Annotated in this window: 12 protein-coding genes and 1 tRNA gene; 6 read left to right on the top strand and 7 right to left on the bottom strand. The window is 61.7% G+C overall.

Features of this window, described 5'->3' with window-relative positions; genetic code table 11:
* Window positions 1-35 precede the first annotated feature (35 nt).
* The 3 genes from E8L03_RS03780 to E8L03_RS03770 are packed head-to-tail and all read right to left on the bottom strand — an operon-like array spanning window position 36 to window position 3,762.
* Window positions 36-2,693: a DNA translocase FtsK gene (locus E8L03_RS03780; protein ID WP_171266618.1), complete on the bottom strand. Its 2,658-nt coding sequence runs from the start codon at window positions 2,691-2,693 to the stop codon at window positions 36-38.
* A gap of 25 nt (window positions 2,694-2,718) precedes the next feature.
* Window positions 2,719-3,285 carry an elongation factor P gene (efp, locus tag E8L03_RS03775; RefSeq protein ID WP_144234545.1) on the bottom strand — a complete coding sequence of 189 codons (567 nt, stop codon included), beginning with the start codon at window positions 3,283-3,285 and terminating at the stop codon, window positions 2,719-2,721.
* A gap of 12 nt (window positions 3,286-3,297) precedes the next feature.
* The gene (locus E8L03_RS03770; RefSeq protein ID WP_144234544.1) at window positions 3,298-3,762 is read right to left on the bottom strand and encodes a type II 3-dehydroquinate dehydratase; all 465 of its coding nucleotides are present in this window, start codon (window positions 3,760-3,762) and stop codon (window positions 3,298-3,300) included.
* Window positions 3,763-3,909: 147 nt separating this feature from the next.
* Between E8L03_RS03770 and yihA the strand changes: the two genes are divergently transcribed.
* A complete protein-coding gene (yihA, locus tag E8L03_RS03765) occupies window positions 3,910-4,518 on the top strand; it encodes a ribosome biogenesis GTP-binding protein YihA/YsxC (RefSeq protein ID WP_171266617.1) in 609 nt (202 codons plus the stop codon).
* Between the two features lie 315 nt (window positions 4,519-4,833).
* Window positions 4,834-6,528, top strand: coding sequence for an FAD-dependent oxidoreductase (locus E8L03_RS03760; RefSeq protein WP_171266616.1), 1,695 nt, complete (start codon window positions 4,834-4,836; stop codon window positions 6,526-6,528).
* 145 nt (window positions 6,529-6,673) lie between these two features.
* Here E8L03_RS03760 and E8L03_RS03755 read toward each other — a convergent pair whose 3' ends face one another.
* Window positions 6,674-6,868: a hypothetical protein gene (locus tag E8L03_RS03755; protein WP_144234541.1), complete on the bottom strand. Its 195-nt coding sequence runs from the start codon at window positions 6,866-6,868 to the stop codon at window positions 6,674-6,676.
* A gap of 154 nt (window positions 6,869-7,022) precedes the next feature.
* On the opposite strand from E8L03_RS03755, the gene E8L03_RS03750 reads away from it, so the two are divergent.
* Both E8L03_RS03750 and E8L03_RS03745 read left to right on the top strand, forming a co-directional pair.
* Entirely contained in the window at window positions 7,023-7,826 is an 804-nt protein-coding gene (locus tag E8L03_RS03750) for an undecaprenyl-diphosphate phosphatase (RefSeq protein ID WP_171266615.1), read from the top strand.
* 107 nt (window positions 7,827-7,933) lie between these two features.
* A tRNA-Met gene (locus E8L03_RS03745) sits at window positions 7,934-8,010 on the top strand.
* Between the two features lie 86 nt (window positions 8,011-8,096).
* Here the strand turns inward: E8L03_RS03745 and E8L03_RS03740 are convergent.
* Window positions 8,097-9,266: an SGNH/GDSL hydrolase family protein gene (locus tag E8L03_RS03740; protein WP_171266614.1), complete on the bottom strand. Its 1,170-nt coding sequence runs from the start codon at window positions 9,264-9,266 to the stop codon at window positions 8,097-8,099.
* 202 nt (window positions 9,267-9,468) lie between these two features.
* Here E8L03_RS03740 and E8L03_RS03735 point away from each other — a divergent pair, with 202 nt between their 5' ends.
* Window positions 9,469-10,578, top strand: a complete 1,110-nt coding sequence (locus E8L03_RS03735; RefSeq protein ID WP_171266613.1) for a DUF3592 domain-containing protein — start codon at window positions 9,469-9,471, stop codon at window positions 10,576-10,578.
* A 65-nt stretch (window positions 10,579-10,643) separates the two neighbouring features.
* On the opposite strand, the gene E8L03_RS03730 is transcribed toward E8L03_RS03735, so the two are convergent.
* Complete coding sequence (locus E8L03_RS03730; protein WP_144234537.1) at window positions 10,644-11,057, bottom strand: DUF3617 domain-containing protein; 414 nt, start codon at window positions 11,055-11,057, stop codon at window positions 10,644-10,646.
* 45 nt (window positions 11,058-11,102) lie between these two features.
* The gene (locus E8L03_RS03725) at window positions 11,103-11,633 is read right to left on the bottom strand and encodes a YcxB family protein (protein WP_171266612.1); all 531 of its coding nucleotides are present in this window, start codon (window positions 11,631-11,633) and stop codon (window positions 11,103-11,105) included.
* Window positions 11,634-11,841: 208 nt separating this feature from the next.
* Here E8L03_RS03725 and E8L03_RS03720 point away from each other — a divergent pair, with 208 nt between their 5' ends.
* Entirely contained in the window at window positions 11,842-13,017 is a 1,176-nt protein-coding gene (locus tag E8L03_RS03720) for an ATP-grasp domain-containing protein (RefSeq protein ID WP_244963651.1), read from the top strand.
* The last annotated feature ends 189 nt before the right edge of the window (window positions 13,018-13,206 follow it).

Genomic DNA, 13,206 nt, shown 5'->3' with positions numbered 1-13,206 from the left:
GTGAGATGTTTCACGGTTCGCACCATCTCTTTGGGTTATTCGCCGCGTCCGCGCAGCACGGGTCGCGGTTTGGAGCCGTCCGCCGGTCCCACAATGCCGTCCACCTCCATCTGCTCGATGTAGCGGGCCGCCTTGTTGAAGCCGATGCGGAAACGGCGTTGCAGCAGCGATATGGACGCCTTGCCCTGGCTGGTCACAAAGTCCACGGCGTCCAGATACTTCTGGTCGGAGTCCATCTCGCCGGGGCCGATCTCGCCGCCGCCCTCCTCGCCGCCTTCGGATGACCAGCTTGAGAAGTCCATGGAGTAGGACGGCTTTTCTTGACTCTTCCAGAACCCTACAACGGATGCCACGTCCTCGTCGCTTACAAAAGCGCCATGAATTCTTTGTAATTTCCCTCCGCCCGGCTTGAAGAGCATATCGCCTTTGCCCAGCAGATGCTCCGAGCCCACCGTGTCGAGGATGGTCCGGGAGTCGTGTTTGGACGTCACCTGGAACGAGATGCGGCAGGGGAAGTTAGCCTTGATCAGGCCGGTGACCACGTCCACGCTGGGCCGCTGGGTGGCCAGGATCATATGGATGCCCGCTGCGCGAGCCAGCTGCGCCAGCCGGACAATGGACATCTCCACTTCCTTGGCCGCTATAAGCATGAGGTCCGCGAGCTCATCGATGACGATGACGAGGTAGGGAATGGGTTCCGGGTTGTCCAGGGCGATGCGCTGCTCCTGCGTAAGCGTTTTGAGCTTTGCGTTGTATCCAGAGATGTTGCGTACGGCGAGCTTGGCCATGGCCTGATAGCGCTGGTCCATCTCGTGCACGGCCCACTCCAGGGCGTTCTTGGCGTGGCTCATCTCCGTGACCACGGGATGGATGAGGTGCGGCAGGTCGGCATAGACCGCGAGCTCGATGCGCTTGGGGTCCACCAGGAGCATCTTCACTTCGCTGGGCTTGGCCTTGAAGAGCATGGAGAGCAAAAGCGCGTTGAGGCAGACCGACTTACCAGTGCCCGTGGCGCCGGCCACCAGAAGGTGCGGCATCTTGGCCAGGTCGGCCACGCAGGGTTCGCCCTCGATGTCCTTGCCCAGGACCAGGGTGAGCAGCGACTCTGATTTGGCGTACGCGCCGGACTCCAGAACCTCGCGGTAGTGGACCGTCTGGCGGTACTTGCTGGGAATCTCGATGCCTACCGAGTCCTTGCCTGGGATGGGCGCCTCGATGCGGATGGCCATGGCCTTGAGCGCCAGGGCCAGGTCGTCCGTGAGGTTCGCTATCTTGGATATCTTCACGCCCGGGGCCGGCTTGTACTCGAACAGCGTGACTACAGGGCCGGGCCGTACGGCGGAGACCTCGCCCTGCACGCCGAAATCTTGCAGCGTGGTGTGCAGCGCCTGGGCCTGCCGGCGCAGCTCCTCCGTGGGCGTGGACTTGGTGTCGCCTTCCACCGAGGCGAGGATGTCCTTGGGCGGCAGGATGAGCTTCTTGAGCTTCCGCTCGCTGAGCGGTTTTTCGCGGACCAGGTCGGCCTCGGGGTCTATCTGCCCTTCCATGACCACGTCGCGGCCCTCGCCCGTGGATGCGCGCGGCTTGCTGACCGGCACGTCTCCGGCGTCCTGCTTTGGCATTGGCTCTGGCACCGGCTCAGGCGCGGGAGCAGCCTTGGGCTGGGGAGCGGGCTCCGGCTCCCAGGGCACTTCGACTTCCTGCACCCCCGGCTCAACCTCCACCTCCGGACGGGTGCTACGGCGCAGCCGCTCCAGGGCGAAGATGGGGTCATCCTCGTCATAGTCCTCGTCGTAATTTTCTTCATCCAGCTCGTCGCCGCTGATGATGTCCGGCTGGTCATCGGCCGGCTCGGCCACGCCAAGGTCCATGGGCTCGTCGTCATCCGCGCCGTTGTCCCACGACTCCGGTTCGGACTCACCCTGCTCCTGTATATAAGGATGCGGCTCGTCATCGTCGTCCTGGTCAGCGTCAGGCCCAATGTATGACTCGGCGCCGGCAATCTCGTCCTGCTCCTCTTGCTCCAACCGGGCCAGGCGCGCCTCGATCTCTTCGGGCGTAGGATCGCCGCCTTCCTTCTCCAGAGTCTTGAGGAGCTTCTTCAACCGCTCCTTGCGCTTGCTGCGTTCCTGGTACTTGGAGAAGAAATCGCCCACCGAGGTCGTGAGCGGCGCAAAAAGCGGCGCCCAGATGTTTCCGGCCAAAAGCTGCACTGCGGCAAAAAATCCCACCACGGCAAGGATGCGCGCACCCCACGGGCCGAGCACGTAGCTCATCCACTCACCAAGGAGCTGGCCGAAAAAGCCGCCGCCCGTGATCTTGCCTATGGTTATTCCGGCCAGAGCAGTAGAGGAAAGTTCCGCAACAGCTAGCGCGAAGACAGCAAGGCCTACCCAGCGCCACCAGGGAAACTTCAACCGATGGATGAAATTTTTGAGCGCCAGGACAATGAACACCACCGGGAACACGTAGGTCGCCACACCAAAAAGATCCACGAGGATGCCGGCTATGTATGCGCCGGCAAGCCCCGCGCCATTGTGCACCTTTGCGCCTGGCGAGACGACCTGGGAGAAGCTCGGGTCGTGCGGATGGTAGGTGACGATCCCCAGCAGCAGGAAGCACGCAAGGAAGGTGCAGGCGAGACCGAGAATGTCCCGGCCGAGTCCGTTGTGTCGTGATGAAGTAGCCTGCATATCCGGCGTTGCCGCCCGGGGCATTTTAGGCAGACCCCTCCCGGCCGAGGTAGCTCCCGCTCCGGGTGTCGATTTTGATGCGGTCGCCAATGTTGATGAAGAGCGGCACCTGGATGGTGAGGCCGGTCTCCATGGTTGCCGGCTTGAACGTGCTGGACACCGTGTCGCCCTTCACGCCGGGCTCGGTCTCGACCACTTCCAGCACGGTGGACACGGGAATTTCCAGATCCAGGGGCTGGCCGTTGTAAAACAGGACCTTGGCCTCCTGGCCGTCCTTGAGGTAGCCGCCCTTGTCCCCGGCCTGGTCCGGATTGATGTGGACCTGCTCGTAGGAGCTCATGTCCATGAAGACGTAGTCGTCGCCGTCCTTATAGAGGTACTGCATGGCGCGGGTTTCCATGTCCGGCTTGCCAACCTTCTCGCCGGAGCGGAAGTTGTTCTCCACAATGCCGCCGGTGAGCATGTTGCGCAGCTTGGTGCGCACAAAGGCGCCGCCCTTGCCGGGCTTGTAGTGGCTGGCTTCCACGATCTCGTAGGGCGTGCCGTCCCATTCAATCTTGAGTCCGCCTTTGAAATCTTTCGTCGAATACATGGTGCGCCCTCCTCAGGCGTTGTTGATGTGGTGGTAAAGCGCCTGCACCGCCAGGGCGTAGCTCATGATGCCGAAGCCGGCTATCACGCCCACGGCGTGGCGGCCGATGTAGCTCTGATGCCGCAGCGGCTCGCTTCGCGCCCAGATGTTGGAGATATGGACCTCCACACACGGCAGCTTGACCCAGGCCAGGCAGTCGGCCAGAGCAAGGGACGTGTGGGTGTAGGCCCCGGCGTTGAAGACAACGCCGTCAGTCCTGGCCTCGTACGCTTGCTCCAGGCGGTCGATGAGCGCGCCTTCGGAGTTGGCCTGGAAAAAGTCCAGCTGGATGTCGCCGGCGGCGTCGCCCATAAGGGTTTGGACCTGGCCGGGCACGGCGTCCAGACCGGTTGCGCCGTAAATTTCAGGCTGGCGCTTTCCCAGGTGGCCAAGGTTGGGGCCGTTGAGTATGAGGAAGTCGAAACGAGGCGTGGACACGAGTACCCCCGGTAGTCCGATGCTGTCAAAGGATAATGAACTGGTCGTACCACTGGGTCCAAATTAGCATCTGTCTTTGTGGTCCCAGAGTCTAGAATTTGTCAAGATATTTCTTTTCAGGTACATATGGCAAAAATGAGAGGAAGCATGCCCCCTACCCTTATCCTGGAAACCACGGCCTACACCGAAGGTCAGCTCGCGCACAAGGATGTTCCCCAGGTCGCCCTGGCCGGACGCTCCAACGTGGGCAAGTCCTCGCTCATCAACACCCTGGCCGGCAGGCGCAAGCCCATTGCCAAGGTCAGCGCCACGCCCGGCAAGACGCGCTCCATCAACTTCTACCGCGTGGAGCCCGGCGACTTCTTCCTGGTGGACCTGCCTGGCTACGGCTATGCGCGCTGCTCCAAGTCGGAGCGGGCCAAGTGGGCAAAGCTGACGCAGACCTACCTGACCAAGACGCCGGAGCTGCGCGGCGTGGTGATTCTGCTGGACTCCCGGCTGGAGCCCCAGCGCATCGACATCGAGCTGGTGGAGTACTGCCGCTCCCAGAAGCTGCCCATACTGCCGGTACTGACAAAAGCGGACAAGTGCAAGCAGCGGGAACGCGCCCGCGTGCGCAAGTCCTGGGGCCTGCTGCTGGGCAATGTCCCGCCCCTGTTCTTCTCCAGCTTCACGGGCGAGGGCGTGGACGAGTTGTGGGAAGCCATCCATGACGCCACGGCTAACGATGAGCAAGAGCAGGCGGAAGACGCCTGATCCCGACAGTTTTCAAGCACGAACCACAGGTCCGACAGCACGACCGGACATTTCTTTACGCCTGCCGCAGGCGTCGATTCCGGTCTTTTCTTCAATGATAAGGGACTGTCTTCCCTACCATTCCCTGCACGTGGGCATGCGACTCGTTCCGAATGCCCGTCGCTATGGTCGTAGCGCACTGTAATATTCCACACACGTTTGCTCCAAAATAACAATTGGCAGTGCAATCTTCGGAAAAATAAAGTACGCCTATACCCTTTGCGGATCATATCTCAAACAAGCGCACGCTGGCGCTGTGTATCGAAAGGAGTTCACATGGCTTCGAAACGCATTGTTGTAGTCGGAGGCTCCGCAGCCGGCCCGAAAGCCGCCTCCCGGGCCAAACGCATGAACCAGGACGCCGAGGTTGTGCTTATCCAGAGAGCGCCGGAGCTTTCCATGGCCTCGTGCGCCTATCCCTATTTCATCAAGGGTGAGGTGGCCAAGCGTGATCAGCTCCTCAGCACGCCCACCGGCGTTGTCCGCAACCCGACCTTTTTCGAGGGGGCCAAGGGCGTGCACGCCTACGTGGAGACTGAGGTCGAGTCCATCGATCGTGCGGCAAAGAAGATCGTGGCAAAGAATCTCCGCGATGGCTCCACCCAGGAGATCGAGTACGACTCCCTCATCCTCTGCACCGGCGCCAACCCGCGCATGCCGCCCCTTCCCGGATCGGATCTCAAGGGCATCACCCCCCTGCACGCCATGAAGGATGCGGACTTTCTGGCCTCCGTGCGCGGCAATCCCGAGATCAAACGCGCCGTCATCATTGGCGGCGGCCTCATCGGCATCGAGACCTCCGAGGCGCTGCAGCACATCGGCCTGGAGGTGACCGTGGTGGAGCTGCTGCCGCAGATCCTCATGTTCCTGGACTGGGAGCTGGCCCTGGTTGTTGAAAACCACGTCCGCGCCAACACGGTGGACGTGATCGAAGAGAACGGAGTGAGCGAGTACCTGGGCGAGAACGGCGCCGTTACCGGCGTCCGGCTCAAGGACGGCCGGGAGATTCCCTGCGACCTCGTCGTGGTCTCCATCGGCGTCTCCCCCAACACGGAGCTGGCCCGCAACGCCGGCCTTACCATCGGCGAGACCGGCGGCATCCAGGTGGATGCGCACATGAAGACGTCCGACCCGAGCATCTACGCGGCCGGCGACTGCACGGAAAAGGTGAACCGCATCACCGGAAAGAAGTGCCTGGCGCCGTTCGGCGACGTCGCCAACCTGGAGGGCCGCGTGGCCGGCGAGAATGCGGCCATCGGCGATACAGCCACTTTCCCCGGCGTGGTGCTCAGCGGCATCTGCAAGGTGTTCAACCTCTCCGCGGGCTCCACCGGCCTGTCGGAGCGCATGGCCCGGGCCGCCGGCTACGATGTGCTGACCGCCACCAACGCCGGCCCGGACAAGCCCGGCTTCATGGGCGGCAAGCTGGTGATCTCCAAGATGGTGATCGAGCGCGAGACCGAACGCGTGCTCGGCTTCCAGTGCATCGGCGCGGGCGACGTGAACCGCCAGGTGGCCGAGGCCGCCACGGCCGTGAACCTGGGAGCCAAGCTTTCGGACCTGGTGAATCTGGACCTGCCGTACGCCCCGCCCTTCTCTCTGGCGCTGGACCATTTCCTGACCACGGCGCACGTGGCCGAGAACAAGCTCCGCGGCCTGTTCCACGGCGTGAACTGCAACTACGTGCTGGAGGCGTCCAAGAAGGAGCCGAAGCCGTTCATGCTCGATGTGCGCTCGCCCGACGAGTGGGAGGAGATCCGCATTGGCATTGGCGAGATCCTCATCCCCCTGGGCAACCTGCGTAACCGGCTGAACGAGCTGCCCCAGGACAAGGACGCCGAAATCCTCTGCTGGTGCAAAGTCTCCATGCGCGGCTACGAGGCGGAGCGCATCCTGGCCGCCCACGGCTGGACCAACATCAAGGTCATGGAAGGCGGCGTTATGGCCTGGCCCTTTGAGCGGGAGAAGTAGCGTCTACTGTCTTTACTGAATGCTCCGAGGGGCGCTGCCCCTTGGACTCCCCGCCAGGGAGCAATGCGCCCTGGACCAATTCCATATGTATTGAAAAAACAGGGAGGAGGTTCGCCCCCTCCCTGTTTTTCTATATGTTCCTGGCTTAGTCCTTCTTGCTGAAAAACTCTTCGAGAAACACGCTCTCCTGGGGGCCCAGGCTGTACAGGACGGCCGCCTCCTCGCAGACGCGGCGCAGGGTTTCGCGGTCGCTCGCGTCCACGCCTGCTCCCTTGAGCTTCTCGTCCACATAGGACACGGCTTTGCGCACGTGCGGCAGGCTGGGATCTATGACGGCCATGTGACGCCTCCTTTTCGGGCGATTGTAACAAAATCGTATTGTTCCGGATGGTTGCCAAAACAGGGCGCAATGAACTCCTTGCAACGCATATCAGCTTCGTGTAGCTGGGTCTGCCATACAGCGCAATCCCGCGTAGCGTGAACCAGGACATCCCATGCCATTTCTGCTCTCCGCCGTCATTCTCGGAATCGTCGAAGGCCTCACCGAGTTCCTGCCGGTCTCGTCCACGGGCCACCTCATCCTCGTCGGCCACCTGATCGGGTTCACCGGCGCCAAGGCCGCTACCTTCGAGGTGGTCATCCAGCTCGGCGCCATCCTCGCCGTGGTGGTCATCTACCGCCGGCGTTTTCTGGACCTGCTGCACCCGGCTCCGCGTGACGAAAAATGCTTTGCCGGCATGCGCGGCATCGGCTTTCTGGTGCTCACCTCCATTCCCGCCTCGGTGGTCGGGCTGCTGACCAAGGACGTCATCAAGACGTACCTCTTCGGCCCGCAGACTGTGGCCTGGGCCCTGGCCGTGGGTGCGGCGGCCATCCTCGTGGTGGAAGCCAGGCCCCGCAACAGCCGCTACCACAGCCTGGACGACATGACCCCGGCCCTGGCCCTGGGCATCGGCATGTTCCAGTGCCTGGCGTTGTGGCCCGGCTTCTCCCGCTCCGCCGCCACCATCATGGGCGGCATGATCCTGGGCGCGGACCGCAAGCTTGCAGCCGAGTACTCCTTCATCGCCGCCGTGCCGATCATGGTGGCGGCCACGACCCTGGACATGGCCGAGAACATTAGCCTGTTCAGCGCCAACGACCTTATCCATCTAACCGTCGGCTTCGTGGTCTCGTTCTTTGCAGCGTGGATCGCGGTGAAGGGCTTTATCCAGCTGTTGCAGCGCATGACCCTGCGTCCATTCGCCGTGTACCGGCTGGTACTCGCGCCGCTTGTGCTGATTTTCTGGCCGGAATAGAAAAAAATCCCCTTGCCAAGCATGGGCAGTGGTGCTATCTACCCATGCTTCGCAGGACGTGGCAGGTTTCGCGCACGCGCAATTCGTCCGGCCCGCGAACCAAAAATGGCGAGGTAGCTCAGTCGGTGAGAGCATGCGGCTCATATCCGCAGTGTCGGGGGTTCAAGTCCCTCCCTCGCTACCAGAAATTCCAGGGATCGAGCTCAGGCTCGGTCCCTTTTTCTTTGGGAAAACGTCTCGACCGAGCTTTAACCCGGAGCCCGGCGTTCCCTACTGCCCTGCTCCCTCCTCCATCTCTCGCACGATGGGCGCCAACCGTCCGTACATCACATCGGCAATGCGACTCGCCCCCAGCGGTGTGGGATGAATGTGGTCATAGAAGTTCTCCGGCACGCCGGAAAGCGCGGTGACATCCATAATATCCGCCGCCGGCGTCTCCTCGTCGATCACCCGGTATATCCCCTGAAAAGCCCGCACATGGGCGCCGAGGTCCATGCCGTGGAACTCGAATTGACAGCGTTTCTGCTGCTCCAGCGAAAGGTTCGGCACAAAGAGCGTGGCCTGCTTGGCCACCAGAAGCTGCGCGCCCATGATCCGACACGCACCGGCCAGCAGCTCCAGGTTGGTGCGCCATATCTCCAGCCCGCGCGGATCGAAATCGTTGGCCAGCTCCTTGGACTTGGATTCTTTAACACCCTGCCCGGCCTCCCCCATGGCGCGCGTGGAGAAACGCAGCCGGAGCCGTGTCAGCCATTGGGACCACTTGATGAACGGGTCGATCCGCCACGGTTTGTACATCTGGACCACGTGCTCGGTCTTGAATGACCAGGAGCCGTCCGGCAGGGTGCGCCACGAGGCAATGTCGTCTACCTCGTCGAAGTAATAGAGCTCGTTCCAGCCGTGGTACACCACCACGATGTCCGGGGAGAAGTGGCGGATTCTGCTCCACAACCGGCCGTAAGACTCGAAGGATGTGTAGCCGCCCAGGGCGCCGTTGATAAAATCAACATGCAGGCCATCGGCGCGCAGCTTTTCCACGGTCTGCCAAGGCCATGTCTCCTCGTCCTTCAGGTTATGGCCGGTTCCGGCCGTGGAGGAGCCGCCCAGAAAAACGATGCGCACCACGCCGTTCGGTTTTTGGGTCGCAATCTCCGGCGTGGAAATGAAGCCGTAGGAGTCGACGGTCTTGCCGTCATCATACTGTCCGGGCTTGGCCCGATATGCGCAAAAGGCGTCGAGGTACGCCCACTGCGCCATGGGCGCATCCATTTTCGTCCTGCCCGTGAGCGCGTCCAGGTCGATGGTCGTGCCTGTTGCTCGCGTGTAGATCTCCATGAGCGCGAAGTCGAGGACAAAAATCACGATGCCGAGAAAGACGGCGAACTGGAGGATACGCTTTGCGGACCAGCGCTTCTGGTCTGTGCGGGATGTCTTGCTCATGGTCGCGGCGTCCTTCGAGTATGGCGGTTTCAGGATATGTGCTGTATTGCTTCCGGACTGTCTGGATAAATACACAGCTTTTCTTGCATGTTACAAGCCAGGAAATGCAGGTGATCCGCCTCTGGCCTTTCCGAGGCCTCGACTATATGGTCCTCAACAAAAAGGCCCGCCACTCCTGACCGGCATGCATACGAGGATGATCATGGACACAGGCCGTCATGCGCTGCATCCCAGGCTCAAGCCCGTGATGCGCGTCATCACCGTTTCGCGCTGGATGTTGTTCAGCACCGTCGTGCTTCTGGCTGTGGTGTTTGCTGTTCTGTACATCATCCATCCAGGGCGTGTTCTGCTCATTGCGGCGGCCATCACCCTGCCCCTCATGTCTGTGCTCTTTCTTGTGCTGGACCGGCTTGTCATGAAGACCGTCATCCGGCGCATTCACAGCACCAGCACGCTGATGCTTTCCACCCAACCAGAGGCCATGGTCATGCAGCCCACAGGCGTAAGCCTGATGCAGGGGCACATTGTGGAGTTGCGGAAGCAGGATACGGCCCAGGACTCGCCGCCGTGGGGGCTCGCCTGCATCACCACCAGTGGACAGAAATACCTCGGCCGCAAACCGCGTGAGGTGCTTGTCTACCACGACGCTGCGGACCGCGAGTCCAGGCTTGCCTTGGACGGCGGAAAGCAGATCTTCTGGGGCACGCTGACCACAGCGGAGCAGCGCGAGCAGGGCCGGCGCTCCTTGAACCGTGTGCTGTTGCTCGTGCTGGCTCTGCTCGTTGGCATCGGCGTGCTGTTCTATGTGCAAAGCACCATGAGGATGGAGACCGTCCGGGAAAACCTGCGACTGGCCGAGCAAAGCGCGCACTGGCCCTCGGTTCCCGGTGTGGTCCAAAGCTCTGGCGTGGAGAAGCGGAAGGTGAGCCGGGGGCGCTCCAAGGTCACAGCCTATGCGGCGGAGGTGACGTACCAGTATACCGTAGCCGGCGACACCTATACCGGCAGCATCATCCGCTTCTGCTACGCGCCCACGCGCTCGCTCCAGACGGCCCGGGAAGAGGCGGCGCAGTACCCTGCCGGCGGTAGCGTGACCGTGGCGTACGATCCGGCCGCGCCAGCCTTGGGCGTTCTGCAGCCCGGCTACACCGACGCCTGCCAGGCCGATGCGCGGGAGATACGCGTGGGCGGAATCGCCATGACCGGGATGATGATTCTGGTCATCGCCATATTCGCCGCGATCATGTGGTGGCAGAACAAATGCTACGCGCGCACGGCGGCCCGGCTGGCCCGCTACGGTATCCGGTTCTGACCCCTTGGAATGAAAACGGCGGATACTCGCGCACCCGCCGTCGGTTCATCCAGTAAATCTGATAGCTACTCATCGCACGGGCCGAGATAGTGCCCCTCGTAGTCGTGGGTCATTTCCATCTCGTGTTCGCCGTGCATCACCATGGTCAAAGAGCCCTTCATGGTCTCGCCCTCGTAGATGGCCATGCCCTTGCCTTCCAGCTTCCCTTCAGGCGTGTCGCACTTTGTGGTGAAGTGCACGGTGTTGCCGTCCACCGAGTAGTCGGTGGTGCAGTTCGCGCGGGGCTGCTCGGTGCGCGGGGTCAGGTCCTCCTTGGTCAGGCACTGGGTGTGTGTCATTGGGGGCATGTCCATGGGCATGCCAACCATGTTCACCTTGGTGGTGATTTCCCATTTGCCGTACTTGATCTGCTGCGCGGACGCCGTTCCGGCGGTGGCCAGCAGCACGGTGACGATGAGCATGAGACACAAATGGCGCATTGCATGACTCCGATAAGTTAATGGTGATACGGCGTCGGCCGGGGATCATACCGCGCCGCGTTTCAGGATCAGGGCGCGCGCAACCTCAGGATCGGCGCACGTTTCCAAAGCCTCTTTCGGGATGATCTCACCCACCAGGGTATCCAGCCGCAGTATAAACAGATTTTTCGTTTCCATGAGGTCGAGAACCGCGTCCCAGGTATGCTTCACTGCATAGCCCCTGGTCTGGATGGTCACGCCCCTGGCATCGAGCTGCATCTTCTTGGGGCCGAGCACGATGCCGTCCCTGTGCGGCAGACTCATGGCCGCGATCCGGCGCTGAAAGTAGACCGTCAGCGGCAGTACGAGGAGCAGCAGGAGCACCAGCGCTACTCCGAAGGAGGTCAGGTTGATGGCGATGTACTCCGGGAGATAGATGAGCAGAGCCAGAATCACCATGACCAAGGCGATAAACACCAGGAAATTGCTGCGGCTCCTGGCGACGCCAGTGGCCTCGGCGCGCACGCGTTTCATGATTTCCTTCTGAAACTCCAGGAAGTCATCGGTGGTAATCTCGTACGTCAATGTCGAGGGCATCGTCCGCTCGCTGTCGGTTGTGGGGCGCAATGTCCAGCGGTCCGGTACTTCTCTCACGATTCCGGTGTGTAACATCTTTTTTGGCGAATATCACCAGCGGATTATGGAGCCGGCTGTATTCATCACGCTTGCTTCCGGCAACGACCACGGGTATGAATTCCCCCTCTCGCAGCATCCATTTCACCGGAACAATCGCAGACAGGACGCCATGCCAATGTTCATCCTCGATGATCCATATGTTTCTGATTTTCTGAAGCAAACAGTCCTTTCCCGCAAGGGAGCCGTGCTGGACAACGCCAAAGCCCGCGTCAGCCTGAATGACGAGGCAAGCGACGTCCGACTGCTCGACGATGAGGAGTTCGCCGCCGAGGCGCGGAAGGCTCCCCGCATTTACGCCAACTCGGAGAACGCCATCGGCTGGATCGCCGCGAACCTGGCGGACACCAAGCTTCCGGCCATGATCGACGTGTTCAAGGACAAGGTTGCCTTCCGCGATCTCATTGCGCCCTTGTACCCGGATTACTTCTACAAAGGCGTGGCCTACGACGACCTGGACGATGTGGACCCGGAGGAGCTGTTCTACCCTTGTGTGGTCAAGCCGGCCGTGGGTTTCTTCAGCCTGGGCGTGCACCGCGTGGAGTCCGCCGCCGACTGGAAGCCCATCGTGCAGAAAATCCGCGACGAGGTGGAGCGCATCCGCCAGTACTATCCCCCCGAAGTCCTGGACGTGGACCGCTTCGTCATCGAGCAGTGCATCGAGGGTGAGGAGTTCGCCGTGGACGCCTTCTACGACGGCGACGGCAACGTGGTCATCGTGAACATCCTGGGCCATCTCTTTGCCTCGGCCGACGACGTCTCGGACCGCGTGTACATCACCTCCCCGTCCATCATCGAGCGCTGGCGCGAGCCTTTTACCGAGTTCCTGGCCGAGCTGGGCCGCCGCGCAAACCTGGCCGACTTCCCGGTGCATGTGGAGATGCGCGTGGATGAAAATGGGCACATCGCGCCCATCGAGGTGAACCCCATGCGCTTTGCCGGCTGGTGCGTCACCGACCTGGCCTACCACGCCTACGGCGTGAACCCGTACGCCTGCTATCTGGACGGCGCGGCCCCGGACTGGGAGCGGATACTGCCCCAGCGCGAGGGCAACGTGTACGCTGTTGTCGTGGCTGACATAGCGCCTGACGTGGACTGTGCGTCCATTGTTCAAGTGAATTATGAAGAGTTCAAAAACCGCTTTTCCACACCGCTGGAGCTGCGGCCGGTGGATTACAAACGGTACGGCGTGTTCGCCTTCCTCTTTGCGCAGGCGCGGGAGGACGACCTCTCCGAGCTGCACGCCATCCTGGGCTCGGACCTCAAGGAGTTCATGAAGCTGGGATAAGGAATCGGGTCTGGCGCACAACTCGTCCCGGCAAGAACTTGCTAGAGCGAGGCAAGGAATGCGGACCAGGCATTGCCCTGATTCACTCGGGGCGCTACAATAAGGATTGTACTCCCTTGATGGAACGCGCCCATGCTATGGTCGTATTCCGGGGTTGGGCCTTCTGGCCGGCGCCTTTGCCGCAGCCGG

The sequence above is a fragment of the Oceanidesulfovibrio marinus genome, assembly GCF_013085545.1.
Classification (GTDB): domain Bacteria; phylum Desulfobacterota; class Desulfovibrionia; order Desulfovibrionales; family Desulfovibrionaceae; genus Oceanidesulfovibrio; species Oceanidesulfovibrio marinus.
This window is presented reverse-complemented; position numbering and strand designations above follow the sequence as displayed.